This window comes from Pedobacter sp. UYP1 (genome assembly GCF_040547305.1).
Classification (GTDB): Bacteria; Bacteroidota; Bacteroidia; order Sphingobacteriales; family Sphingobacteriaceae; genus Pedobacter.
Genome location: NZ_JBEPPL010000014.1, coordinates 152,861 through 178,585, shown reverse-complemented (window position 1 = coordinate 178,585; position 25,725 = coordinate 152,861). Strand labels below are relative to the sequence as shown.

Below are 25,725 nucleotides of genomic sequence, written 5' to 3'. Positions count from 1 at the left end.
TTTCATACTGACAATTTTTATAGCGCAACGTTGCACGAGCATTTAAATAAATAATCTGCAACTCCATATCTGCTGCCGAAAGAGTGCAAATTCAATCTTAATATAAGACATGATTTCAAGTAATTTCACGGTAAGATCTGATAGGGTTTTATAGGGGTTGTGTAGGGGTTGTGTTGTAGGTTGAACTAGCATTGAACTAGCATTGAACTAGCATTGGACTACCCTTGAAGTAGCTTGGGCTACTTCAAGGGTAGTCCAAACCTACTTGAACCCTACTTCAATGTATACCACTACCCCTACAGTACTATGCCAATACCATGCCTTAACAGTCACATCCTAATCTTGTTTATTTGGCTCAGTTTTGGCATGTAAGTCAACAGAAAACAATACTGACAATCGAAATAAAAAAATCCACAACTATGAATATTTCATCAATAAATCCAGTTAATGGACAGCAAATTCAAGAATATACAACGCTTAATGAAAAACAAGTAGCTGAGAAGATTGAGCAAACACACAGTGCCTGGCTGGATTGGAAAAAAACTACTCCTGCACAACGCAGAACACTAATGAACAGGCTTGCCGAAATTTTGCGGGATCGTAAAAATGAGTTGGCCATATTAATGGCCAATGAAATGGGAAAACCTGTTAAACAAGGAATAGCCGAAGCAGAAAAATGTGCCTTATGCTGCGAATATTACGCGGTCAATGGAGAGGGTTTCCTTGCGGATCAAATTATCGAGACTGAGGCATCAAAAAGTTATGTCAGCTTCCAGCCAATAGGTATAGTTTTAGCTGTAATGCCCTGGAACTTTCCATTATTTCAGGTATTCCGGTTTTTGGCACCAACACTTATTGCGGGAAACTGTGGCGTTTTAAAACATGCCTCAAATGTTCCAGGTTGCGCGTTGGCTATCGAAGAAATGATTATCCAGGCAGGCTTCCCTGTTCACGTTTTTCAAACGCTTTTAATTGGCAGCAAGCTGGTTGAAAAGATCATTGAGAACCCACGTATCAAGGCTGTAACACTTACAGGCAGTACCAACGCTGGTATTAATGTTGCCAGTAAGGCAGGTGCAATGCTTAAAAAGGTGGTATTGGAATTAGGCGGTAGCGATGCGTATGTGGTTCTGGCAGATGCAGATTTGGAAAAAGCCGCAGAAATCTGTGTGACCAGTCGTCTCACGAATAGTGGTCAAAGCTGTATTGCCGCTAAAAGATTCATTGTTGAAGAATCAATTATTGCTGAGTTTACTCAACTGTTCCTTGATAAAATGAAGAAAAATGTAATGGGTAATCCACTTGAAATGGATACAGACATTGGACCGATGGCACGTATAGATTTACGCGACGAGCTTCATGAGCAAGTCTTAAAATCAATTGAAAAAGGAGCAATTTGTATTCTTGGTGGTGAATTACCTGAAGGTAATAATGCCTATTATCCCGCCACTATTCTCACCAATGTATTACCAGGTATGACAGGATATGATGAAGAGCTTTTTGGCCCGGTGGCATCAATTATTTCAGCGAAAGATGAAAACGATGCAATTCGTATTGCTAATGACAGCATTTTTGGACTAGGTTCAGCCGTATTTACCAAAGATATTGCTAAGGGTGAGCGAATTGCGGCAACTGAACTGGAGGCCGGGTCATGTTTCGTAAATGAACGTGTACAATCTGATCCACGCTTGCCTTTTGGAGGCATAAAGACTTCTGGTTATGGCAGGGAGCTGGGTGGTTTTGGAATTCTTGAATTTGTAAACATCAAAACGGTCTACATTAAATAACTTGAAAGGCAAAAAACAGTGAAGTTCAACACTTAAACTTCATTATAGCTACGCATTTATCCATTTTGGCGAATTTATAATTGCTTGCAATCCTCAATTTTGCTAATGCAATAACAACTCAGACCCTATAAGGTCATTACATAAATTTAATAAAATGGATATAGAAAAATTTATCGAAGAATGGATTTTGGTTAGCAACAGTTATGATCTGGAAAAATATCTGGCATTTTATGCTGAAGATTGTGTTTTCGACGATGTGTCTGTTGGCCGGAAATTTAACGGAAAAGATGGTGTCACCTCCTATTTCGAAAGCTATTTCATCGGTTACAAAACGCAAACTAAAAAAGTAAAGCTGATTGTAGAAGATGGAAATCAGGCTCATCTGGAAGTTGAATTTACCGGGGATTTTGCTGAAGGTAAGATTGGGGGAACTTTTGATTTTAAGTTCAAAGATGGAAAAATTGTTTTTGTATTAGCGGACTTAATCCACTAAAGCAACCATAAATTTCAATTAAACCAGCCTTCTTTGAGGGCTGGTTTGCTATATAATATCGGGAGACTATTGCTCCATTTCATAATTCCTGCGTTATATTTTACTTTTTTAGTAATTGCTCTGTTTTGGTCAGAAATTTAGCTGTGACATCCTGTATATCTATATCCATCCGTTCTGCCAATACAATTAACCACCAAATACTTTCCCCAAGTTTATGCGCTAACTCTGCCTTCGAATTGTTACCTGCCGGCCATCGCCCCTGTTCAGACATAGTCAATCTGCCTACTAATCCTGCATCGGTTAAAAATGCAAGGGCATCTTCTTCTACTGTCCATTCACTACCATGATGTTTCAGTTCCAGTTCATGGTAAAGTTCCCTGATTTTCAGCGATCTTTCAATGGCCTCTTTAAAATTCAATTTTTCCATTTTATTATTATTTACAGCTAATATCAAAATCTTAGGTTTTGATGTTCAACTCTTAAAATCTGATTTAGTTAAATGACTGCCGAAAGTCAAGTGGTGATAGCTTTGTTTTTTTCTTAAATGTTCTGTTAAAGGACTGCGGATGTTCAAAACCGAGCTTATAAGCTATTTCACTTATGGATAAACTACCGACTGACAGCAATTCTTTGGCTTTTTCGATTAGTTTTTGATGAATATGCTGTTGCGTGTTCTGCCCTGTTAAGGTCCTTAACATATCACTGAGATAATGAGGAGAAACATTTAATGGGCCAGCCAGTTGTACAACTGTTGGCAAACCTGTTAAAGATGGCTGGTCACTATCAAAATAATTTGACAACATAGTTTCAAATCGCACCAATAGCTCATTGTTACCTGTTTTACGTGTGATGAATTGTCTGTTGTAAAAACGTTTGCTGTAATTCAGCAAAAGCTCTACCTGTGATACCAGTACGTCCTGGCTAATCTGATCAATAGCAGATTCAAGTTCAGCTTCTATATTCTCGAATATTCCCAGAATCACCTTCTTTTCCTTATCGGAAAGGTATAATGCCTCAGTGACTGAATAACTAAAAAAACCATAATTCTTAATGCTTTGCCCAAGCGGATGACCAAGAATAAAATCCGGATGGATTAATAGTGTGTACCCACTGTAATCTGCCTCATCTTCCAACGCTGTAATGATTTGGTTCGGCGAAAAAAAGGACAATCCTCCTTCGTCAAAATCATAATGACTTTGCCCGTATTTTATTTTTCCAGTAAAATTTTTCTTATAAGAAATCTTATAGAAGTTGAATACCATTCCCCTTTGTAAATCTGCTGTATCTGCTTTAACATGACTATAGTCTACCAGGCTGATTAAGGGATGAAGTGGTTTCGGTAACCCAAGCGCTTTGTGCAATTCTGATATAGAATTGAACAAAAATGGTTGTTTTGATGCTGCTTTCATTATAAATGGGTTAAAAAACAGGAAGTAAAAGCTAGTTTCTATCCTATTTTTATCATTGTTTTAAACTGGAATTGAATTATACGGGCTTTGCAAGTTAAGGTAAGCCGTCAAATCTGTACGGAATGCTTCAGGTCCCTGGGCAAGTCGTTTTGCATACAGGCGCACAGCATCGTTTCCAGCTGGGTAAGTCAATTGATCTTTTCCGTCTGTTGCTGCACGATAGACCACTTCTGCGATCACCTCTGGTGCTGTAAACTCCATCAGCGTGCCATCCTGAAATCCTTCCATCATTTTTGCCATTGTGGCCTCATAAGCTTTGTCCTCCGTCACTTGCATAGCTTTAGTAAAGTCGGTTTTAATTCCACCCGGAGCTACATTCTTAATCCCTATACCAAATTGAGCAAGATCATAAGACATACTTTCTGCAAGCCCCTGCAGTGCCCATTTCGATGCATTATATATAGCTGATTGCGGATTGGATGTTAAACCACACAATGAAGTGGTATTAATAAATAGGCCTCCCTGCTTATTTCTAAAGTAAGGAATAAATTCCTGAATCACCCAAACAGTCCCAAAAAAGTTAGTTTCAAATTGTGCCCTGATTTGTTCTTTGGTATTCGACTCCACAGCGCCAATCAACCCGTATCCTGCATTGTTAAAAACGACATCAATGTCAGCCAGACTAATCGCCTTTTGTACTGTTTCCCAAATTTGATCAATATTCGTGACGTCAAGAGGTAGCAAAATTACGTTTTCCAATTGGTTTAACTCTGTTTCCTCTTCTGGTTTGCGCATAGTCGCAATTACTTTCCATCCAGTGGCTTGAAACAATTTTGCAGTTGATTTACCTAATCCTGTGGATGCACCTGTAATAAAAATAGTTTTCATAATCTTCGTTGTTATTTACACAACAAAGGTGCACAGGAGCAGATTTGTGCAAGTAACTGAAATGGATAAGGTTGTAACCAAAATGAAGATAATTACAATAAACACTTCATGATTATCATTTACCCTTAACCAAATCATCATAAATTGCAATACGATGCGTACGCAACTTGTAAGGTATCTTTTCTTTACTGTTGCTCATTTGAAAACCAATGGCATGAGATTCTTTGATTGGCATATGGCAGTCGATACAGTTCTTTGCCAGCACAGCTTTATTTTTTTCCTTCAATGTTTCATGTTTCACATCCTGGTGACAGCTGATACATTTAGCGGAATAAATTGCCACGCCAGAGCTCTTGTTATCATGGACATCATGGCAAGTAATACATTCTGCTTTACCAATTTTATAACATAAACTAGCTTCAAGCAGTGGTTTTTGTTTACCGTGTACATCTGGATCTTCTCCTCTGTAGGTGTTATATTGAGGTAATGTTTTTAACGTATCTCCAGGTTTAAAATTAAAGGTTGAACTCACCGTCTGGATACCTGTTCCTGAATGACATACTCCACACGCATCTATTCTTCGGGATAAAGCCAGTTTTTTATAACTCACCATAAAATTGGCTGTTTTCACTGTAGGATTTTCCTGGTGAAAGGTGACGTGCTGGGCCGCAGGGCCATGACAACGTTCGCAGTCTATACCTGCAATAATGGAATTTTTAACGTATTCTTCCGTGACTGAAAAATTAGGTCCCTGCACTAGCTTTTTGTCTGCGAAAGAGCTGTGGCACTCTAAACAACGCGCAACGATTGGCCGGCCAAAATAAATCTGGTCTTCAGGGAAACCCGGGCTGTTTACCCATTGATGTTCTTTAGTCAGGTAATTCAATGGCATTTGCATAAGTTGTTTGCCATACCAGAATGCGAATGTATACGCGCTTTTACCTGCACCAAAAATCATATCCGTATGCTCAGTTTTTCTATCCACACCATTGATCATCGCTGACTGATACGGGCCATCAGCACGGTTTTTCACCTGTACTTTAGTCTTTTCATTAAAAACAAACTCTCCATCAGGTATATGCAGGCTATCTGCAGAACCAGGTGTAGTTAGTATTTTTGAAGCATTAAAATGGGAATTGTGTACCGCAGATTCTGTGAGATCTTTATGACAACTTACACAGGTAGCGCTCCCGGCGTAGGCTGGTCCCCTGCTGTCGTTACTTTTACTTTTTACTGGTGTACATTTTACAATCGCAAACACAAAAATTGCCAGAATACAAAAAATAAGGAAGAAGCGTCTCCGGCCCATACATTAGCTTGGTTAGAATATTAGCATTATCGCTAACTAAAATAGTAAAAAAATTCACTACAGCCGATAAAAAAGCATAAAGCAAATGCTTTAACCGAGCTCCAGCTGATTTTTCACCAGCTCATAATACTTACCTCTGGTTCTGGTTAAATCTGCATGGGAGCCAAGCTCTACAATTTCTCCCTTTTCCAGCACCACAATCTGTGCTGCATTTTTAACAGTACTTAACCGGTGTGCAATTACCAATACGGTTTTACCAATAAAAAAATGCTCCAGATTATCCATGATCGCCCGCTCATTATTTGAATCCAGTGCATTCGTAGCCTCATCAAAAAAGATGATCTGAGGATTTTTATAGACTGCCCTTGCAATAAATAAACGTTGCTTCTGCCCACCACTCAAATCTACTCCGGTGCTGCCCAGTGCTGTGTTATGTTTTTGTGGAAGCGACTCAACAAATTCGTCCAGACAAGCAATCTTAAGTGCCTGATAAACCCGCTCAATATCTACATTTTTTTCGCTCATGGCTATATTTTGAGCAATGGATGAACTATATATATATCCGTCTTGCATCACTACGCCACACTGGCTCCTGAACTCATCTGTGTTGATAGTTTGCAAATTGATATCATCAATTAATATAGCACCGTCCTGAGGCTGATAAAATGATAACAATAGCTTCATTAGTGTTGTTTTACCACTGCCGCTTGTACCCACTATAGCAGTGATTTTTCCCTTGGGGATAAATAGATCTATTCCCCGCAGCACATAAGGATTATGAATCCCAGCATATTTGAAAGACAGATTATTTACATTGAATCCCCTATTCAACTCACCAGGAAAACTAATTTTCCCCTGATCATTTTCATTTGTTTTTAATTGTATCTCATTTAATCTTTCAAAGGAGGTTTTTGCGTCCTGATAGTCGTGGAAAAAATTCATGATATCCTGAATTGGTAATGTCAGCTGACCAACGATATAACCTATACTCAGCATCACCCCAAAAGTTATAGTGCCGTTAATTACCCAGTAAGAACATAAAAAAGTTATAAAAATACTTTTCAACTGATTGACTGTATTTATCCCATTTTGTTGTAGCTGAGAAAGTTTCAGGTTACTTAACTTAAAATCATATAATTTATGTTGTAATTCCTGCCAGCTATCTACTCTTCCCGATTGTGCGTTATTAAGCTTGATCTCAGTCATACCTGAGATCAAATCATTCAGGTAATGTCTTTCTTCAATAGCGAGCCCGAATCTGCGGTAATCAAGCTTCCTTCGCCGCTCCATAAACAAGAAAAACCATACAAATGATAAAGCTGTGAACAACAGAAAGCTTATCACAATGTATTTATCAAAGAAAAACATCTGTAAAATGTAGACCACTAAAAGCGATATAGAAAAGATAAAAGACACCAATTTTGTAGACAGAAAAGTTTCAATTCTGGAATGGTCATCTATTCGCTGATAAATATCTGCATGGTTCTTGGTATCAAAAAAAGAAATCGGCAGCATCAATAGCTTTACCAGGAAATCTGAGATAATACCAATACTTAATTTAGTGCTCAGTTTTGCCTGGATTAAACTTCTGATATAATTTGTAAAGGTTAAACTCCCGAATAATACAAATTGAAACAGCAGGACTTTCCATATAATATTTATGTTTTTCTTCTCCACCCCCTTATCTGTCATGTACTCAATAGTTCTTGGAATAAGCATGGATATAGCACTGGCAATCATAATCACCAAAAGAAGAAAGCCTATTTGCTTTGCATGCGGCCTGAGAAAATCTACAAATTGCCAGAATATATTCTTTCCTTCAACGCCCGCGGTTTTTGTTATATAATCACTTGCTAAATCAGGTTCGACAAATAAGGCAATCCCCTTTTCGCCATTGCTAGCCCAGCCCTCAATAAATTCTTTTTCGGACAAAACTGCAAAACCGTAGGCAGGGTCACCAATAGTGTACTTCCCATTTTTAATCTGGTATAAAACAACATAATGGTTTTTCCTCCAATGAATAATACATGGGAAAGGTTGTTTTTCCTTAAGATAGTCTATCGTAGTTTTAAATACCAAAGCCTTAAAGCCCACCTGCTCCGCACCATACATAATATCCCCGATATTACTTCCAAGGCGAGAGGTATTGCATAACTCCCTTAATTCTGATATACTGGTTGTGATATGATAATATTCAGAAATCATTTTTAAACAAGCGGGACCACAGTCCATTAAGTCTAATTGTTTCTGAAAGGGATACTTATAAAATTTCAGCATTTGAAAGCCCCAAAATAAACCATCGTAATATCCAGCTCCTTATTGCCTAAAGTAGAGCCATCGTGAAAACAATTGTCAGTTGGAGCAATATAGTACTGATAGGGCTTCTGTTGCACCCTGAATACCGGATAATCAGGAAAATGCTCGAAAAAGAACCTGGGTATGTTTGCAATATTAACGTTGTTCTTTTTGATATCTATTTTCTTGCCGATCATATTTAAAGCCTGTATCATGGATAGGTTTACAAATAAAAGAGACCGGGTATCATTGCCTAAATTAATAGAAATCCGGTTCCCGAATTTATGAGCGGTATGTATGGTCATAGATTGGGTTCCATCATTGTGCATCCCCATATATTTAATATCCTCAGGTTTAAAACCCCTGGGTAATTTAGTCGTATTACAGGCAACCATTTCTATATTTGGCAAGTTGGTCCCAATACAGTGAAAATTAAATGGTTTGTTGTCTGCAAGCGACGACAAAAAGGAATTAAGGTTTGAACTTAGTTCTTTCGTCAAAACTGCATCACCTGAAAATTTCTCAAATACCTCTTCCCGGTTTTTGGAATTAGCCAGGTCTAATCGCTTAAAGCATGCTTTTAATGTCTCAGGAATATCACCCAGATAAATCGTATCATAATTTTTCCGTTTATCTTTCGCCTGTATACTTCTTATTTCTTCGCGATTTAAGGCTCTCCAGTCTCTTTTAGCGACACGGGCATTATCTTCATATTGAGGAGTATAAACCATGCCGTGAAAGTTAATTGGCGCGGTTACCAGGGCTGTATGTAATACGGTTCCAGAATTAATATGGATTGCTTCATAACCCTGTTCCATTTGGTTATGTATTAAAATTCCTTTTTTTAGCTTCATTCTTTCAAATAATAAAATTCCAGGTAATACTTATTTAATTTAAAATCTGAATGCTCCGAAATAGACGATAATAATATCTAACCCTTTCATTCCAAGTGTAGAACCATCATGAAAGCAGTTATCAGTCGGAGCGATATAGTATTGATATGGTTTCTGATCTATTTTAATTACTGGATAGTCAGGAAAGTATTCAAAAAAATATTTAGAGATATTGATGATATCAACCGGATGTTTTTTAGTATCAATTTTCTGTTTTAACATGTTTAAAGCTTGAGTCATAGTCAGGTTTATAAACAAAAAAGAACGCGTTTCTTTCCCAAGATTGATCGTAAGACGGTTTCCTGATTTATGTAATGCATAGGGTGAGACGAACTTGGTACCATCATTATGAATACCCATATACTTTTTATCTTCTTCAGTATGGTCAGCTGGCAATACTGTCGTATCACAGGCTACAACTTCCAGGTTTGGCAGGTTTGTACCCAAATAATGAAAGCGAAATGGCTTTCCATCGGCTTTAGACTTTAAGAATTCTTCTGTAGCCTGATTGATTTCTAAGGTTACTTCCGGATTCGCCTTAAATTTTGCAAAAACATCATTTCTGTTTTTACATTGCTCTAAATTCAATTTCTGAAATGAGTTTTTCAGTTTCTCAGGAATATCCCCAATATATATCGCATTTGAATCACTGCGTTTATCAGTTGATTTCAGTGCTTTAATTTCCTGAGCATTCAATACCCTCCAGTTTTTTTTTGGAGTAAAAGCGTCTTCTTCGTAAGAAGGTAAAAATGAAAGGCCTTCGTAAGTAACCTTTCCCGTATCTTGTTTTGTATAATGACTTACTCCCGAATTGATTTTGATCAAATCATAATCTTCAAAGGATTGATTGTGGAGCATGATACCCTTTTTTATCTTCATATATTAATTATTTACTCCAGCCCCGTCAAAAACACCCGTATAAACAATGGTAATATCTATTTCCTTATTACCAAGTGTGGTTGCATCGTGAAAGAAGTTATCTGTTGGTGCTATATAATACTGGTAAGGCTTCTGAGCAATTCTGATCACAGGATAATCTGGATAATGTTTAAAAAACAAATGAGCTATATTATCCGGATTAACTTCTTTACCAGCCAAGCCTGTTCTTTCTTTTACCATATTAAATACCTGTATTAAAGAAAGATTAGTGAAAGCCAGATGCCGGGTCTCTTTGCTTAAATTAATGGAAATACGATTGCCTGATTTATGGGCTGTATGAGGGGTAAAATGCTTGCTCTGATCAATATGCAACCCTATATAGATAAACTGCTCATCAATATAAAGACAGGTTATGGTTTCCCGGTTGGGCATTGCTCTTGTGATCCGATGAAATTTATAATTTTTGGCAGAGGAAAAAGGGTGTAAAAATGTATCCAGCTCCGTATTAATGAACTTCACTTTTTCCTCGTCTTCCTTGATCTTAGGGTATATCTGATCAAGTTGCGTGCATTCTTGCAAACCGAGTGAAAGAAATGATTCCTTTAAATTCTCAGGGATTTCTCCAATATAAATGCTTCGCCTGAAATCAGTATTCCGATGACCCGCTATTAATATCCGCTGTTCGGCAAGCTCCAGTTTACGCCACTCCCGTTTTGGAATATAGGATTCTTCATGATAGTTCAATCCTGTTTCAATGGTTGCTGGCATCGTCCCATTATTAATGGATAATTGTTCTGCTATAGTGTCCAGGTCACTAAAAATGTGAAGTCCTTTTTTTAAGTACATAATACAGCTGGCTGCTTAAAAGAAATTAATTTTTGCTTAACGTTACTTTCTATTTCGATTAAAGGAGGATTTTTGAGTTCCTGAATGAGTTCTGAATAAACTAATTTTTCAGCTTCCATTCTAGCCGTAACCTCAACAGGAAGACTATCAAGAATATCATTTTGTATAAAACTTAAAAGCCTGATAATATCTTTGCAGTAAATGGTTGGGTTATCAAAACCATTATCATTCGCATATCTGCTGCCTAGAAAACCACCACCGCAGAAATCATAAACCGGGCAGTTCAGACATTGTTCACACACCATATCATGTGCATTGTAATAGACTTCAAAAATATCGTCTTCAAAAAGATCTGCTATTTCATTTTCATGAATATTAAGGCTATTTCTCGTAATCCCTTCGTAACATGCGCGTAATGAATCTACCACCTCTATCCCGCCATCAGTTTCTATAACCACTACTCCGTTTTTCTTTTTGCCGAAAGCCTGGTTCCCCACATTTTCTTCTCCTGCAACCATCTCGATCAGCGTTTCAAAGAACCTGATTACAGGTCTGTCTTTATCCCCTTTCCACAGGATAAAAAGTTCTATCAACCAATCAGCATAGGGTGTGTAATCATCCTCACCAAATCTCTCTGCATCAAACCCTTCAGGTAGTTTGTCATAATGGCCGTCTGGAAACAGTAAATTCAAATTGCCTACTTTAAGTTCTTTAAGCTCCTGGTAGAATTCCTGAATTGGAATGTTTGTATTCATCACCATAAGAATACCTGCCAGGCCATTTCCCTTACCCAATTTAACTGCCTCCGCAACTTGATTATAAGAACCTTTTCCGTTATGAAATACACGGAAGGCATCATGATACTTTTTAGGCCCGTCTATACTAATCCCAATCTTAACATCATGAGCTTTAAATAAGTCGTACCACTCTTTATCCATTGTCACCCCATTGGTTTGAATGGTAAAACCAAATTCAATTTCCGGCGAAGTTTCTCTAAAGAGATTTATACAGAGTTTGAAATATTCTTTACTCAGTAAAAGCGGCTCTCCTCCATGAAATACTAGCTGAACATAATCTATACCTGCGGTTTCACAATAGGACTTCAAACGTTCAGACAATGCCGCTACTGTAGCTAAAGACATGAATTTTGGCTGTTTCAGATAGGTTTGATCCCCCAAATTGTACATATAGCAATACGAACAATTAAGATTGCAGCGACTAGCAATCTTAAGCACATAAGAGGTTACTTTTTCCATGGTTAAATAAAGTTCAGGTTATTTCAATGTAATTGTGGTTCAGTCTTAAGCCTCCATAAAAAATAGATAGCCAATTAGCTAAAATTGGCTATCTATGAAATCAATTAGCTAATTGCTTGTAAGAATGTCTCATGCTTATCATAAGCAGACACTTTCGAACGCAGGTTGCCAACAGCAACAACTGAGCAGCCAGAGCTTACTCCACCAAAAATGGCTTTGTAAAGATCCAGTTGTTCGTTTTCTGAAGAATTAACAGCATCGCTAAGGATACTTTTTTCTTCTGAGCTTGATGCGATTTTTGCATTTTTTTTCATGGAATTATGGTTTAAGGTTGAAAATCAGCCATCAGTCAGGACATGGCATTTGCCCTTTCACTTATATATTTATTTGAATGAAACAAGAGAATACATCTTATTTAACTAACCAATTTTACATCGTTCTTTGCTTGAGATCTTCATATCCGGGATCCCTGTCCCTTTTATCCTTTACAGTTGATTTTCCAAAACTAAAACTCACTGAAAGTGCCACACTCCGGGTATCATAATAGTTTTGATCCATGATCCTGAGTTCATTTACCATAATTTTATAGCGATCCTGGTTGCTCTTAAAAAAATCCTGCCCCGATAAAGTGATATTCCACGAGCCTATCGATTTCCTCAGTCTCACTTCTGTTTCCAGTCTGTTTCCGATTTCCGTATTTACAATAGTAACAGGAAGGGTATTATTAGCAATTACAGTACAGCTAAGGCCTTTTTTCCTGGAGATATTAAATGTTTGATTGGTTGAAATGCTAAAGAGAAAAGAACTGTTGTCGATACCTATATGGTCTGCATAAGATCCTTTTGACCTTACATACCCTGTCAGCGTCGATGCGGTTAATTTCCACCAGGGCAATAGCTGGTTATAATAGGTTATTGTATTTGAAAAAGCATATTTATTACCATAGTTCACCTTTTTATTGGCAATAACATTTTCCGAAGGATTATAAGGAAGTGCATAAAATTCATCCAGCAGCTGACTGGCGGCGAACTGAATCGAATAGGTTCCTGTTTTATTGCTGAAAGTATGGCTTAGCTCCTGTCTGTAATACTTTGATGGTAATAAAAATGGATTTCCCTCAAAATAGGTCTGGTCGGTCGTATAAGTTCTGAATGGATTAACATCCCAAAAACTTGGCCTGGTTATTCTGCTGGAAACAGCCAGCACAAAGGTCTTTTCTTTTCCAGTGGTATATTTTAAGAAAGCAGTCGGAAAAAGGTTGGTATAATTTCTATCTACAACTTTTATACTTTCAAGCCAGCCTTTTGCAACTGTATTTTCGACCCTTAATCCCAGTTGATAAGACCATTTCGTATTTATCGTCCGGTTTAAAATAGCATATAATGCATTTATGTTTTCATTGTATTTGAACAGGTTACTTATTTTAGGATCTTTTACCCAAACGTTTTCAGTTACCCTGTCCTCAAAAAGAAGATCATTATTAATTTTCGAGAAGGATGTTTTTGCGCCAAGATCAAGGGAAGTGTTTTTGTTGAAAGGCCATTCAAAATCAACTTTAAGTGATTGATTGCTGATATGCTGCGGAGATGAGCTCCTAAACCAGTCCTGAACAAATAAGGATTGATTCGTTAACAGATCCAATGCATCGGTTTTACTCACCGAATTGTTTTTGGATCTATATTCCAATGCATCAAAATCAATACTGAGCTGCTTTCCTGAAGAATCAAGTTTACCCTGATAATTTAAATTAAGAGAATAGATCTGTGAATTTAATTTATCCCTGTTATTGGTGAGACTAAGGGAGTCCGCATGACTAGAATAATCACGGCTGAAAGCATTGCGCATCTCTGTATGCCAGCTTCCTGCATAATCGAATAAAAGTCCAACAACATTCTTATCGTTAATCTGATGATCGATCCCTAAATTTCCACCAGGAGACAAGTCCTGAAAATCATTTAGCGAATTAATACTTCTGCGTATTAAATTAGCTGAATTCCCCGCTGGATAGTAAATATCCTTTTTCAATTCAGGCTTCCTGCTTCTGTTACTCATATATAAATCAGTATATATATTCCACTTCCCCTTGCGGTTATTAAGATAAACACTTCCCGCTTCAGAATTGACAGCAGTCTGCCTTGTGCTTAATACTGCATTTCCAATCAGCCCTTCTTCCTTATTCTTTTTGGTCAGAATATTGATGATCCCGGCACCGCCTTCTGCATCGTATTTACTGGATGGAGTGGTAATAACTTCAATCGCCAGCAGATTATCTGATGGGATACTGCTCAGGTAGTTTTTCAGTGCATTCCCTGTCAGTACTTTTCGCTTATTATTTATATAGACAATTGCACCGGAAGTACCACTAATTTGGATGGTACCGTCAGATGAGACATTTACCAGAGGCGTTTTTTCAATCACGTCCCAGATATTATTTCCAAAAACAAGATCTGTTTCAGCAACATTAAAGCGAAGCCGGTCTATTTGCCTTTCAAAAATTGGTTTCTTTGCGCGTACTGTTATTTCTTTTAAACTTTGTATGTTTTGATATTGCAAATTGATTGTGGTATCAGCCTTGACATTGACCGGTATTACCGTGTCTTTATAGGCCACATACTTAAACAGAAACTTATAACTTCCTTTACCAATGTTTTTAAACTGATAATATCCAAGACTATCTGTAATTGAATTGCCAATAACAGATGATCCCTGCTGCAGGCTGACCACAACTAATTGTAAGGGTATTCTTTTATCGTCTGTCACTTTCCCACTGATAGATACCTGTGCAGAAGTTACATAAAAACAGAAAACAAGGAATAAGGTCTGAACAATTTTCATCATAGTAAAGGCAGTAGGTTTCCTGAAATCAATAGCTTATCAACTAGATATGCAGTCCCATAAAACAATTGGCAAGGGCGTATAAGCCACCCAAAAACACTTTCTTTTAACTTCATTAATTTGATTCCACTAGTTTTCATTTAAACTAATTCGATAAAACATGAATTGAAAATATTTTGGATGAACAGGGGTTAATACGTTATAGAAAGGTAGATTTACAGGATAAATATATTCTAAGTGGTAATTATGATTTACGTTTCGCTTTTAACAGACTACGGTTTACGAATGCATTAAAATCCTTTTTATAATGCTCACCTACCGTAATTTTTTTTCCGTTATTCAACGTGATCGTATTACCTTCAATATATTCAATGTGTTTATTGTTCAGAATGAAACTGCGGTGAAACTGTTCAAAACCTCTTTCTCTGGTCATCCTGTTTGAAATCTCTATTAAGGATATATAGGTCAGAATACTTCTGTCGACTGTATAAACCATCACATAGTTAAGTTTACTTTCAATCATCACAATATCATCATAACGGATCTTTACCAGTTTCAAATTGTCGTCTTTACTTTTTATAAAAAAGAAGTCCTGATCATGATGAACGCCGGCAAAATCCGAATCCCGGACTATTGGAGGAAATAATTTATGAATTGTGGCCAAAAATTTGGCGAAAGAATAAGGCTTCAGTAAATAGCCATCTGCATGTATATCAAAAGCTTCATAAGCATACTTAGTGTGAGCAGTAGTGATCAGCAATTTATCTGTTTTTGCCCTGATTAAACCAGCGAGCTCTAGTCCTGATATTTCCGGCATCTCAATGTCAATGATCAGCAAATCAATCCCATCTCCTTTAGCGATCTCTTGTAATGCATATACAGGATCAGTATAGGTAGCTATTAATTCCAGTTCAGGGATCTTTAAAATATAGTTCTTTAACCCCTCTATTGCGTGAGGCTCATCATCAATAATCACACACCTGTACATCATAATAATCTTAAAGCTCTAAGATAGCTTAAAAATAATTTTAAGCAAGTATTTACACGATTGATTAAAAACAGACAAATCAATAGTTATAAATAGTTTTTACAGACGATTTTTAATAAGTTTTAATTGTTTACACTATCTCTGACTTAATTTTTCGCTCGACTATCGTGTATTTGAACTTATTCCAAATATTAATACCCGGGAACAAATATTAATAAATTAACTCAATAAGGATGGAAATTAAACTAGATCAAAAGAGTCTCCCTGCAGACAATGAGCACGTGAGATTCCAAATTGTTATCGAAGACCTTCACGGCATTTGGCAAGAAGGTTTTTTTGTAGCACACGAAGACATTTTCAGAGTAGATGATGAAAGGTGGTATGATATATGGTCTGAGGTTGTAAGATGGGAATCACTTCAAGGGTCAGCAGAGGGAGAAAAAACATAGCATCAAAAAATAAGCGATTTATTTTAGCTATACCATTTTACCGCGCAGACCGTTCAGTGATTAAACTATATTTAATTAGCTTTTCACCTTACAAAACAATTTATGAAAAAACAATCTGGCTTAAAAAATTTCAAATCTATGCTCATAGCATCATCTATTGTATTATGCCTGGCTTTGATGACTAACAATTCTTACGGGCAGACCCAGACAACGATGAATTCAACGGCTGCAAGCAGCTATAAAAAAGCAGACAACGAACTAAATAATATCTATCAGAGGATATTAAAAGAATATGCTACCAAAACGCAATTCATTAAGAATATCAAGGCAGCCCAACTGTTATGGATAAAATTAAGAAATGCTGATCTGGCAGCCAGATACCCGGAGATGGGAAAATATGGATCCGCAGAAGCAATGTGCAGAGCTTCTTACCTGGAATCATTAACCAGAGACCGGATCAAAATTTTAAAAGTATGGCTGGACGGCATTCCTGAAGGAGATGTGTGTAATGGATCAGTAAAGAACCAGTAAAATTTAACTCTTCCATAAATTTGGAGCAGAGAAAACAGCTATTGCAACAGACTTCAATTCCAGAATTGAGATTGCTTGCAATAGCTGAATATATAACTATTGATTTCTATTGTTGAACAGCAAATGAACATAGCAAGCAAACAACTATTTTCCTTAATTATTGATCATTAATTGTAAATGTTCATCCTTATTTCTCAAATCCAATCCCCCTTCATAAACGGATTTTAAATTTAACAGATAAAAAGCCCATCCTGAAGCGCATCCCAACCGGATATATTGCTTAGAATTATCATCTGTGGGAATATTTTTATGAATCAATTCAATTATAGTATAATCACCAGTAACAGTCAGCTTTACGTCTACAATACATTCTCCTTCAAACGTAAATTGAAAAAAATCTTTTCCATTCGCATGAAGTATCCGGCCCCGCATAGTATCTTCATAGCTATACCACTTCCAATTGTAAGTAAAGTTTTCTTGAGCATTTGCTTTTTCACTGATTAACCTGCCCTCTTTATCGAGAAATTTAACCTCTTCCAAAAACCATTTTTCTAACTCTTCAGCCTGAGTCCATGCCGCATAAATTATAGCCAATGGTGCCTTAACAGCTATTCTTTTGGTATAACTAGTCCAGTCAAAATTTTTCATCTTAATATTATTTAGTCAATAAATTGAGTTATTTGTTCCTGTTAAATTACGGAAAGAAAGGGTGTAATATTCTAAAATCAAAACAAATAACTGTATTAATTGTACTGTTCTGATAAAATATAAATTTATGGATAGCATTAATCAAAACCAAACTGAGCAGAATCACGAAAATCTGGATAGCACCTCTGCTATTGAGAAAATAAGAGAATTGACTGGAATTGCTAAAACCTGTTTCCTTTGTACACAACCTTCGGCCGGAGAATCTAATGGCACGCGCCCTATGAGTGTTCAGGAAGTAGATGAACAAGGTACAATCTGGTTCCTGGTTGCGAATGACAGCCATACTTATCAGGATATAGATGCCGATTCTAAAGTAAAATTATACTTTCAAGGTTCTGCACATTCCGACTTCCTGTTTCTTGAAGGAGCTGCGATACTTTCGGCAGATAAAAACAGGATTAAGGAATTATGGAACCCAATCATGAAAACATGGTTTACTGAAGGTGAAGATGATCCACGTATTGCTATTATCAAAGTAGCACCAGAAACAGGATACTATTGGGATAATAAACATGGAAACGTAATTGCCGGAATTAAAATGGTAATTGGAGCAGCTGTGGGCAAGACATTGGACGACTCCATTGAAGGCGACCTCAAAGTATAATCAAAACAGCACTATAAAGACTTGTATAAACCCAGCAGACATGATTCTTGCAATGGTTTATACAAGTCTTACAACTAAATAGTGTTAATATCCTTTTGTTGGCATCAGATTCGTGTTATTCCTCAACTCCCTGCTGGGGATTGGAAATAATAATTCTCTGTCAGTCAAAACCGGTCCATAGGTAAATTTATGGCCAACATAATTATCAAAGCCTCTGGTAGTCAGATTAAAGGCTTTATGTAAGCGAACCATATCGAACCAGGTTACATTTTCAAAACAGAGTTCATACCAGCGTTCACGCCAGGCCGCTTCCTGAAACTGACTAGCGGATAAGCCTGAAAGTTCCGGTAACTGCGCCCTTTTTCTGACCAGATTAAGCGCTTCATAAGCCTTTGCACCAGGCCCGCTAACTTCATTCGAGGCCTCAGCATATACTAACAATACATCCGCATAACGAATCAAAGACCAGTTAAGATCACTGTTTGCCGTGGTTGTCTGTGCCACGACATCAAAAAGCTTATATAGAAAATATCCACCCAATGCTACTTCCTGATTTCTGTTGTCCTGATTTGTAAACTTGGTAAAAAAGAACTGACCTTCTTTTGCACGCAAATCTGCCGGATCGTAAGACTTCACAAAATCTGCTGTCGCATAAATCCCACCAGTTTCCGAAGAATAAGCAGAAATGTTTTTGTTATAAGGAATAATCAGTTCCTGCCAGTTTGCAGGGATGATTTGTGTTTTATACTGAATCATAAAGATGTTCTCCTCCACATTTTTCTTTGAAGGATTATGCAGGTCACCATAACTACTGAACAGTTTAAACTGTTTGGAATCAATAACTTCTTCAGCTTTTTTTGCGGCCAGGTTAAAATATTCATTTCCTTTCTGTAGTGGATATCCTGCCATAGTAAGGTATACTTTTGCAAGCAACGATTTTACCGCTCCCAAACTCACCTTTCCAGTTACATCAACCCAGGGTAATCCTGAAGCTTCTGCTGTGATCAGGTCGTCTGTAATCAGCTTGTAGACAGCTGCAGGATCAGCTTGTTTCGGCCTTAATTGCTCCGATTTCAAATCAACAGGTTCGGTAACCAGCGGGATATTACCAAATAACTGAACTAGATTGAAATAATACCAGGCCCGTAAAAAGTGAGCCTCCCCTAACAACCTTTTCATCTCTGCAGCATCCATTGTAATTCCCGGTATCTTCGCAATAGAAAGGTTCGCATTCCCTATTCCCTTATAATAATTTTGCCAGTAATTCAACCCATAGCTATTATCGGCAGTATTTTGCAGGTCTTTTATAAAATAACTATCTACGGCCTGTCCCAAATCAGTAGCTGCTTGTCCGGTAGCAAATTCTGTCATTGTCCATGCCCCGCCGCCAAATCCACTTGACATAGGTTCCCGCAAACTAGCATAGATAGCATTTACAGAACTTCTCGCATGCTCTGGTTTAGTAAAATAATTTTCTACTGTAAAATTGCTTGGATCTGATTCATCCAGGAATTTTTTGCAACCTGTGAATCCTACTATACCAGTAATTAACGCCAGCAGCCCATATTTTTTTAATATCGTTTTCATCTGTTTATATTTTTTAATGGTGATAAATGTTGGTCTTATAATCCGACGTTAATTCCAAGCATAAAGACCCTTGGTTTAGGATAATCATATAAGGCGAGCCCCTGATCGAAAGGAGCACCGGAATTCGAAACCTCAGGGTCATATCCCTTGTATTTGGTCATTAAGAAAAAATTCTGAACAGACCCGTATACCCTCAAACGATTTAGTTTTAAGGCAGAAACAGTCTTTGATGGAAAAGTATAAGCCAGTAATAAATTGCGCCCGCGGATAAATGATCCATCGGTTACCTTATGACTATCATTATTGGTGGTATAATAAGCGTTAATTGGACGAATCTGTGCAATAGGTGTATTTTGATTCGTTTCAGTCCATGCATTCAAAACTGTTTTGTAACTATTGGCAATACCCTGTCTGTCCTCGGCAGAGTGAATACTTCTGTCCAGTACATCATTGCCATACATATACTGCAGATCTACTGTTAGTGACCAGGCCTTATATTGGAAAGTGTTGAGCAGCGTACCATAACCATCAGGGATTCCTTTTCCAATAATCGTTCTGTCCAAATCATTGATCTTACCGTCATTATTGAGATCCTTATATTTGATATCTCCAGGCAGCATATTGTATTTCTTCGCCTCTGCGGCTTCATTGCTACCCCAGGTACCAAGATTTACCCTTCCAAAAAAAGATCCTACAGGCTCTCCTTCTCTGATAATCCCATTCCCTGAAAGTATATCTCCACTGGCTAAGGCAATCACCTTATTCTTATTTACAGATATATTAAAGGTAGTATTCCAGGAAAAATTATCAGTTTTAATATTTGTCGAATTGATGCTGAATTCAATTCCCTTATTCTCCATGCTCCCTACATTGGAGAAAATACTTCCGTATCCGCTGCTATAAGGTAATGGTGCGTCCAGTAGCATGCCGTTTACTCTTCTACGGTAAAGGTCAATTTCGAAATTCAGCCTGTTAGAGAATAAACCTACTTCCAGACCGAAATCAATTTGTTTGGTTTTTTCCCATTGTAAAGTAGAATTTGCCATCCGGTTGGTACCGATACCAATATTACGTACTCCGTCAAAAATCACATTATAATTACCCATGCCAGCAAGTGCCCGGTAAGCTGGAATTTCGGAATTGCCGGTAGCTCCATAACTCGCACGTACTTTCAAGTTGGAGATAACGGGTATGCTTTTCATAAAGTCTTCTTCCATCACCTTCCATGCAAGCGCGGCAGAAGGAAAAAAGGCATATTGATTCTCTTTCCCAAATTTTGAAGAACCATCTGCGCGACCTGTCAGGGTTATTAAATACTTGTTCATCAAACCATAGTTTATACGCGCAAAGTAAGAGTTCAATCCATAGGCCAGTCCGATAGAAGACGGAGCCTGAGGGCTGGACCCTGCCCCAAGATTGTTATATAAAAAGTAGGAATCGCTGAAACCCTGCGTGCTCGCCTGACTTTCAAAACGATCAATATGTTGCCAGGAAACCCCTCCCATAGCACTGATTGAATGTATTTTCGAGAATTCCTTCGTGTAAGTCAGGTAATTCTCAAACTGCCATGAATTGTACTTGTTATTATTTACACTGGCGTCCCCGTTATCAGAAATGTATTGCATCCCTTTAGCTGCAAAGTAATCCTCTCTTTGGGTAATGATATTTGTTCCAACAGTTGTTTTGAAGTCCAGTCCCGCAGCCAGATGAATCGTGGCATACATGTTACCCAGAAATGTTTGCGTACGTAAAAAAGATAACCTGTCGGCAGCTACCCTTAGCGGACTATCACCGCCTTCCATTCCCGGATAATCCCTGTTGCTCGCCCATGATCCATCTGCATATTTTACAGGAATAATTGGAAGTGCTTCCAAAACCTGCCGCATCATGGTGATCCCACCACCATCAAGCTGATCAACCTGCTTTTCATTCTGATCAGTATATCCCATTGTGCCACCAACTTTTAACCAGCTCTTTACCTGGCTGTCAAATACAAAACGGCCGGCATATCTTTTTTGCCAGGAACCTCTTGCTAACCCTTCCTGATTGCGATAGTTTACAAAAGCACCAAAACTGCTTTTTGCATTACCATCTGTAATGCCAAGCTGGTGATTTTGTGTTAAGGCTTTTTGAAATGATTCATCCTGCCAGTCCGTATCATACAAAGGATTCCCCCCTGCGTCAAATAGCTTTGGATTAGTACGCTTGGTCTTGGGATTAGTATATTTTGTACCGGTTGCCCATCCTATAGGATCATATTTTTCAGCATTTGCATACGCCAGATCCTCTACAGCCAAAAACTCCTTTGAGTTCAATACCTCAAGCTTTCTTGGGAGTACACCAATGCTGAAATCTGCATCATAGGTTACACTTCCACCACCAGAAGTTCCACGTTTGGTGGTTACCATAATTACACCGTTCGCTCCGCGTGCCCCATAAATTGCTGTGGACGAAGCATCTTTTAAGACTTCAATCGAAGCAATATCATTTGGATTCAGGTAGTCAATAGGTGTACTTCCATTCCTTAAATCCACCGCATTTAATATAACTCCATCGATTACATATAAAGGATTATTTGAAACACTTAATGAACTTACTCCGCGGATACGGATGTTTGCCCTGCCACCTGGCCGGCCCGAATTTGAAGAAACGTTAACTCCTGATACCCTGCCAGACAAACTTTGATTTAAGGAAGAAGCCGGGCGCTCTTGTAATGCTTCAGCTTTTACAGTACCTACTGCACCGGTTAAGTCAGATTTTTTAGCCGTTCCATAACCAACTACAACCACCTCATCCAAATCCTGAAGTTTTGGGACTAGTTTAATCAGCACATTCCCTGCACTGACCTTTGCCTCCTGCGTGGTATAACCTATATAAGAAACTACCAAAATTGCGTCATCTGGCATCCCTTTTAAACTAAAGTTACCCTCATTATCAGTTGTCGTTGTTTTTACAGTATTCTTTACCTTAATACTTACTCCGGGTATTCCTATTCCCTTTTCATCGAGCACTTTACCCCGGACATCAATCGAAGGAACCGCTGAATAGTGATAATTTTCTTTCAGGCTTTTTGCATGGAGCTGCAATGCAGTTCCTACGCATAGCATCACGGAAAGGTAAATGATTTTTTGGCGCAAAGCCAGCCCCATAGGCTTCAAGATGAAAAACTTGGTCATACTCATAAGATTATATTTGGTTTAGGTTAGCAGACATTACACCTTAATCTATTACCTCCTTATTTCGAGAGCGTTATGAGTTAAATTGACCGGAGGGGAAATAGAGCTTGAATAAGAATATATAATGCCATTCCTATAAAGTTATCGCAATGGCTATGTCCATTATTACCAAATCTTTGCTATTTATTAAGCCATTTTGTCGAACAGATTAATAAAATAGACCTTATTGGATTTGTCATAAAAAAAGCCCTTGCAAACATATGATGTCTGCAAGGGCCTTCCTGTATAGAGTTTTAAATTTATTTCAGCAATTCATTAAGCCTTGCATAAATCTCCAGCATCCCTGCCTGATCTATTAATTCTTTCACCGGTTTTTTGCCCAGAAAGTTATTCTCATCTCTTTCCTCTCTCCAGATCCTGTCGGCATCATCCTTAAAAAATCCAATCCATTCCTGATTATGATCTACTTTATATAATTCGGCATAACCTCTAAGCATTACTGCATTGAACCAATAGTTACCGGGAAGCCTGCCATTCTTAAAGAAATGTTTTTTACCCGCTATAGCAATCCGATAAGCTTCATCCAAATACTTTTTATCATTTGTTACCTGGTATAAAAGCACATTACTTTGCAGCATAGATCCAGTATTATAAGTATATAATGTTTGATCTACTTTTAAAGAAGGAACCTTTATCGCGTCATAATAAATACCATCGGGAGCCTGCAAGTGCTTATTCGTCCAACTATACAGACTTAATGCAAGCTCACGATATTGCTGTTCACCGGTAACCTTATACAATTGCAGGGCAACCAGAATTCCCGGGCCATTAGAACATGTATTTTTAGTATCCAGTTCTCCTTCCTTCCAATATAAACCGCCTCCGGAAACAGTATCCAGACCAGCTTTGACCATATGCTGATAAATCATCTTTGCTTTTTCCAGGTAAACAAGTTTCTTATTTCTTTGATAAGCATCCAGGTAAGCGATCGCTATCCACTGATTATCATCAAAAAACCTGGAACTCAGCCGTTCTGAGGTTACATAATCCTGATAAGCAGGCGACGGAGGAGCTGCAGAATAGTATTGATCAATTGCCTTGGTTACACCAGACATATAATCCTTTTTCGGATCAAGGATTTCCATTTCATTAGTCCCTTGTATCAATGCACATAAAGGCCACAACCAGGAATGTTTATTCGGATGATTAGCTGCCGAATTGGTCTCGGTATACAAACCCGTTGAGGGCTCATAAAAACTGGCATTGATATTTTTATAGATCAAATTGGCTGCCTGTTTATAGTCAGGATTCTTTTGCGCATGGACAACCTGCGCCGTCAGCAAAAAAACAATCAGATATAACTTTCTTTTCATCATTAGAATTTATTTTAAAATACCACTTTTTGTAAGTTGTGCTGCTGATTCAAACTCTACCGACCTGTTTTTGCCTGTAAATTGTACAGGATAGGTTAATGAAGAGGCAGAGTTCAGCCAAACTAATGTACCATCAGGAAGAGATACACGATAAGTCCCACCCTGAGGTACACTGATCGTATTCAAAAGACTTTGTGCTGTAATCTTTGCTTTTGAAGAATAAGCGATAACGCCTGTTCCTGCTTTATGAATAGTTGTCTGGTTATTTGCTGAAATCAGTCCATTTTTTGCCTGAGCTAAATCTACCACGGACCCATCCGATAAAGTTAATGTAGCCCTTGCACTTCCAGGCTTGATTTTATTTTTCTGCTGATGAAGAACAGCTACCTTTTGTGCTTCTTTAGATGATTGGTTATCATGCAATAAAAAAAATGTCAAAATACTGGTAACCAGCAGGACAGCCGCAGCCTTAAATAGCGTATACTGGTATAGTTTTTTAGGTTTTGACTGATGGATTGTTTTGGCGATCCGATCGTAAATTTGAGTTCTTAAAGGAAGCTGATCAGTATTAAATCCATCCTGCTCCAGCATTTCAAAATTATCCTGATATTCGTATAACAATTTCATTTCTTCTTCACTGCACAACCCGGAAATGTATTTTTCATACAGTAACATGTACTCTTCAGCATCCATACGTATTTGGTTATTTTCTACATAGAGGTAAAAAGTAGAAGAGCACACACATACTTTCGAAAATATTTCCAGTCTGAGTGTAAATAAAACATTTTAGCTACCATTGTCATTACAAAAACTATTGGTAAGTTTAGCAACCAAATATGAACAAGAGTAGCTTATCGGATCAAGAATTGTGGGCTGAAGTAACAGCTGGCGATTCCAGTGCATTTGTTATCTTGTATAACCGGCATTGGGGCAAGCTATACCAAACGGCCTGTTTTTATCTAAAAGACAAATCCCTCGCCGAAGAAATTGTTCATGATATTTACGTGGTTTTATGGGACAGACGGGAGTTTCTGAAAATTGAAAACTTTCAGAGTTATATTCATATGACTGCGCGTTATCATGTATTTAAAAAACTAAAAGCAGCAAAGATATCTCCTATTGATTATATAGAAGCTTACACAGAAAATTCATCCCGCACTGCCAATTCTGAAATTACGGAGAAATTACTTCAGGAAGATTTTGAAACAGAGCTTAAAGCATATCTTGAAAAATTGCCCAAAAGATGCGCCGAAATCTTCTTGCTCAGCCGGATTAAACAACTGTCCAATACAGAGATTGCTGAGCTTCTTGGAATTTCAAAGTTTACAGTTGAAAACCAGATTACACATGCACTTAAATATATACGCTCAAAGATAAATTTAAAGTCTCCTATGATTGATTAGTAACCCTCCTGTCGGA

23 protein-coding genes are annotated in these 25,725 nt (G+C 37.8%); 6 read left to right on the top strand and 17 right to left on the bottom strand.

From position 1 onward, the window contains the following. Nucleotides 1–419 precede the first annotated feature (419 nt). Both ABIB30_RS22250 and ABIB30_RS22245 read left to right on the top strand, forming a co-directional pair. Nucleotides 420–1,787, top strand: a complete 1,368-nt coding sequence (locus ABIB30_RS22250) for an NAD-dependent succinate-semialdehyde dehydrogenase (protein WP_354305256.1) — start codon at nt 420–422, stop codon at nt 1,785–1,787. A 154-nt stretch (nt 1,788–1,941) separates the two neighbouring features. Further along, nucleotides 1,942–2,280, top strand: a complete 339-nt coding sequence (locus ABIB30_RS22245; RefSeq protein WP_354305255.1) for a nuclear transport factor 2 family protein — start codon at nt 1,942–1,944, stop codon at nt 2,278–2,280. Nucleotides 2,281–2,380: 100 nt separating this feature from the next. Here the strand turns inward: ABIB30_RS22245 and ABIB30_RS22240 are convergent, their stop codons facing one another. From ABIB30_RS22240 to ABIB30_RS22185, 12 genes are all read right to left on the bottom strand, one after another. Continuing rightward, a complete protein-coding gene (locus ABIB30_RS22240; protein WP_354305254.1) occupies nt 2,381–2,707 on the bottom strand; it encodes a nucleoside triphosphate pyrophosphohydrolase family protein in 327 nt (108 codons plus the stop codon). 64 nt (nt 2,708–2,771) lie between these two features. Further along, entirely contained in the window at nt 2,772–3,689 is a 918-nt protein-coding gene (locus ABIB30_RS22235; protein ID WP_354305253.1) for a helix-turn-helix domain-containing protein, read from the bottom strand. A 60-nt stretch (nt 3,690–3,749) separates the two neighbouring features. Then, nucleotides 3,750–4,577, bottom strand: a complete 828-nt coding sequence (locus tag ABIB30_RS22230; protein WP_354305252.1) for an SDR family oxidoreductase — start codon at nt 4,575–4,577, stop codon at nt 3,750–3,752. Between the two features lie 115 nt (nt 4,578–4,692). After that, on the bottom strand, nt 4,693–5,886 hold the full coding sequence (locus ABIB30_RS22225) for a multiheme c-type cytochrome (protein WP_354305251.1): 1,194 nt from the start codon (nt 5,884–5,886) through the stop codon (nt 4,693–4,695). Between the two features lie 90 nt (nt 5,887–5,976). Further along, nucleotides 5,977–8,163, bottom strand: a complete 2,187-nt coding sequence (locus ABIB30_RS22220; RefSeq protein ID WP_354305250.1) for a peptidase domain-containing ABC transporter — start codon at nt 8,161–8,163, stop codon at nt 5,977–5,979. Next, a complete protein-coding gene (locus ABIB30_RS22215; protein WP_354305249.1) occupies nt 8,157–8,999 on the bottom strand; it encodes a hypothetical protein in 843 nt (280 codons plus the stop codon). The genes ABIB30_RS22220 and ABIB30_RS22215 overlap by 7 nt, the downstream gene beginning before the upstream one ends. Nucleotides 9,000–9,074: 75 nt before the next feature. After that, nucleotides 9,075–9,953 carry a hypothetical protein gene (locus ABIB30_RS22210; protein ID WP_354305248.1) on the bottom strand — a complete coding sequence of 293 codons (879 nt, stop codon included), beginning with the start codon at nt 9,951–9,953 and terminating at the stop codon, nt 9,075–9,077. 3 nt (nt 9,954–9,956) lie between these two features. Next, nucleotides 9,957–10,799: a hypothetical protein gene (locus tag ABIB30_RS22205; RefSeq protein WP_354305246.1), complete on the bottom strand. Its 843-nt coding sequence runs from the start codon at nt 10,797–10,799 to the stop codon at nt 9,957–9,959. Then, nucleotides 10,790–12,055, bottom strand: coding sequence for a radical SAM protein (locus ABIB30_RS22200; RefSeq protein ID WP_354305245.1), 1,266 nt, complete (start codon nt 12,053–12,055; stop codon nt 10,790–10,792). The genes ABIB30_RS22205 and ABIB30_RS22200 overlap by 10 nt, the downstream gene beginning before the upstream one ends. A 104-nt stretch (nt 12,056–12,159) precedes the next feature. Beyond that, nucleotides 12,160–12,369: a hypothetical protein gene (locus ABIB30_RS22195; protein WP_068397543.1), complete on the bottom strand. Its 210-nt coding sequence runs from the start codon at nt 12,367–12,369 to the stop codon at nt 12,160–12,162. 115 nt (nt 12,370–12,484) lie between these two features. Further along, a complete protein-coding gene (locus tag ABIB30_RS22190) occupies nt 12,485–14,893 on the bottom strand; it encodes a TonB-dependent receptor (RefSeq protein ID WP_354305244.1) in 2,409 nt (802 codons plus the stop codon). 241 nt (nt 14,894–15,134) lie between these two features. Then, nucleotides 15,135–15,881, bottom strand: coding sequence for a LytR/AlgR family response regulator transcription factor (locus ABIB30_RS22185; protein WP_354305243.1), 747 nt, complete (start codon nt 15,879–15,881; stop codon nt 15,135–15,137). A gap of 230 nt (nt 15,882–16,111) precedes the next feature. Between ABIB30_RS22185 and ABIB30_RS22180 the strand changes: the two genes are divergently transcribed. Then, nucleotides 16,112–16,327: a hypothetical protein gene (locus tag ABIB30_RS22180; RefSeq protein ID WP_354305242.1), complete on the top strand. Its 216-nt coding sequence runs from the start codon at nt 16,112–16,114 to the stop codon at nt 16,325–16,327. 102 nt (nt 16,328–16,429) lie between these two features. Then, nucleotides 16,430–16,858, top strand: a complete 429-nt coding sequence (locus ABIB30_RS22175) for a lysozyme inhibitor LprI family protein (protein ID WP_354305241.1) — start codon at nt 16,430–16,432, stop codon at nt 16,856–16,858. Nucleotides 16,859–17,011: 153 nt separating this feature from the next. Here ABIB30_RS22175 and ABIB30_RS22170 read toward each other — a convergent pair whose 3' ends face one another. Continuing rightward, nucleotides 17,012–17,506, bottom strand: a complete 495-nt coding sequence (locus ABIB30_RS22170) for an SRPBCC family protein (RefSeq protein ID WP_354305240.1) — start codon at nt 17,504–17,506, stop codon at nt 17,012–17,014. 127 nt (nt 17,507–17,633) lie between these two features. On the opposite strand from ABIB30_RS22170, the gene ABIB30_RS22165 reads away from it, so the two are divergent. Continuing rightward, entirely contained in the window at nt 17,634–18,170 is a 537-nt protein-coding gene (locus ABIB30_RS22165; protein WP_354305239.1) for a pyridoxamine 5'-phosphate oxidase family protein, read from the top strand. Nucleotides 18,171–18,254: 84 nt separating this feature from the next. On the opposite strand, the gene ABIB30_RS22160 is transcribed toward ABIB30_RS22165, so the two are convergent. The 4 genes from ABIB30_RS22160 to ABIB30_RS22145 form a co-directional block, all read right to left on the bottom strand. Next, nucleotides 18,255–19,757, bottom strand: coding sequence for a RagB/SusD family nutrient uptake outer membrane protein (locus ABIB30_RS22160; protein WP_354305238.1), 1,503 nt, complete (start codon nt 19,755–19,757; stop codon nt 18,255–18,257). Between the two features lie 35 nt (nt 19,758–19,792). Beyond that, on the bottom strand, nt 19,793–22,939 hold the full coding sequence (locus ABIB30_RS22155; RefSeq protein WP_354305237.1) for a SusC/RagA family TonB-linked outer membrane protein: 3,147 nt from the start codon (nt 22,937–22,939) through the stop codon (nt 19,793–19,795). A gap of 293 nt (nt 22,940–23,232) precedes the next feature. Then, a complete protein-coding gene (locus ABIB30_RS22150; RefSeq protein WP_354305236.1) occupies nt 23,233–24,309 on the bottom strand; it encodes a glycoside hydrolase family 76 protein in 1,077 nt (358 codons plus the stop codon). 6 nt (nt 24,310–24,315) lie between these two features. Next, on the bottom strand, nt 24,316–24,999 hold the full coding sequence (locus tag ABIB30_RS22145) for a DUF1700 domain-containing protein (protein ID WP_354305235.1): 684 nt from the start codon (nt 24,997–24,999) through the stop codon (nt 24,316–24,318). A gap of 143 nt (nt 25,000–25,142) precedes the next feature. On the opposite strand from ABIB30_RS22145, the gene ABIB30_RS22140 reads away from it, so the two are divergent. Further along, nucleotides 25,143–25,709, top strand: coding sequence for an RNA polymerase sigma factor (locus tag ABIB30_RS22140; RefSeq protein WP_354305234.1), 567 nt, complete (start codon nt 25,143–25,145; stop codon nt 25,707–25,709). The last annotated feature ends 16 nt before the right edge of the window (nt 25,710–25,725 follow it).

Coding starts and splice junctions, on each gene's coding strand:
- ABIB30_RS22250 (WP_354305256.1), top strand. CDS start 420: ATGAATATTTCATCAATAAATCCAGTTAATGGACAGCAAATTCAAGAA.
- ABIB30_RS22245 (WP_354305255.1), top strand. CDS start 1,942: ATGGATATAGAAAAATTTATCGAAGAATGGATTTTGGTTAGCAACAGT.
- ABIB30_RS22240 (WP_354305254.1), bottom strand. CDS start 2,707: ATGGAAAAATTGAATTTTAAAGAGGCCATTGAAAGATCGCTGAAAATC.
- ABIB30_RS22235 (WP_354305253.1), bottom strand. CDS start 3,689: ATGAAAGCAGCATCAAAACAACCATTTTTGTTCAATTCTATATCAGAA.
- ABIB30_RS22230 (WP_354305252.1), bottom strand. CDS start 4,577: ATGAAAACTATTTTTATTACAGGTGCATCCACAGGATTAGGTAAATCA.
- ABIB30_RS22225 (WP_354305251.1), bottom strand. CDS start 5,886: ATGGGCCGGAGACGCTTCTTCCTTATTTTTTGTATTCTGGCAATTTTT.
- ABIB30_RS22220 (WP_354305250.1), bottom strand. CDS start 8,163: ATGCTGAAATTTTATAAGTATCCCTTTCAGAAACAATTAGACTTAATG.
- ABIB30_RS22215 (WP_354305249.1), bottom strand. CDS start 8,999: ATGGAACAGGGTTATGAAGCAATCCATATTAATTCTGGAACCGTATTA.
- ABIB30_RS22210 (WP_354305248.1), bottom strand. CDS start 9,953: ATGAAGATAAAAAAGGGTATCATGCTCCACAATCAATCCTTTGAAGAT.
- ABIB30_RS22205 (WP_354305246.1), bottom strand. CDS start 10,799: ATGTACTTAAAAAAAGGACTTCACATTTTTAGTGACCTGGACACTATA.
- ABIB30_RS22200 (WP_354305245.1), bottom strand. CDS start 12,055: ATGGAAAAAGTAACCTCTTATGTGCTTAAGATTGCTAGTCGCTGCAAT.
- ABIB30_RS22195 (WP_068397543.1), bottom strand. CDS start 12,369: ATGAAAAAAAATGCAAAAATCGCATCAAGCTCAGAAGAAAAAAGTATC.
- ABIB30_RS22190 (WP_354305244.1), bottom strand. CDS start 14,893: ATGATGAAAATTGTTCAGACCTTATTCCTTGTTTTCTGTTTTTATGTA.
- ABIB30_RS22185 (WP_354305243.1), bottom strand. CDS start 15,881: ATGATGTACAGGTGTGTGATTATTGATGATGAGCCTCACGCAATAGAG.
- ABIB30_RS22180 (WP_354305242.1), top strand. CDS start 16,112: ATGGAAATTAAACTAGATCAAAAGAGTCTCCCTGCAGACAATGAGCAC.
- ABIB30_RS22175 (WP_354305241.1), top strand. CDS start 16,430: ATGAAAAAACAATCTGGCTTAAAAAATTTCAAATCTATGCTCATAGCA.
- ABIB30_RS22170 (WP_354305240.1), bottom strand. CDS start 17,506: ATGAAAAATTTTGACTGGACTAGTTATACCAAAAGAATAGCTGTTAAG.
- ABIB30_RS22165 (WP_354305239.1), top strand. CDS start 17,634: ATGGATAGCATTAATCAAAACCAAACTGAGCAGAATCACGAAAATCTG.
- ABIB30_RS22160 (WP_354305238.1), bottom strand. CDS start 19,757: ATGAAAACGATATTAAAAAAATATGGGCTGCTGGCGTTAATTACTGGT.
- ABIB30_RS22155 (WP_354305237.1), bottom strand. CDS start 22,939: ATGAGTATGACCAAGTTTTTCATCTTGAAGCCTATGGGGCTGGCTTTG.
- ABIB30_RS22150 (WP_354305236.1), bottom strand. CDS start 24,309: ATGATGAAAAGAAAGTTATATCTGATTGTTTTTTTGCTGACGGCGCAG.
- ABIB30_RS22145 (WP_354305235.1), bottom strand. CDS start 24,999: ATGGATGCTGAAGAGTACATGTTACTGTATGAAAAATACATTTCCGGG.
- ABIB30_RS22140 (WP_354305234.1), top strand. CDS start 25,143: ATGAACAAGAGTAGCTTATCGGATCAAGAATTGTGGGCTGAAGTAACA.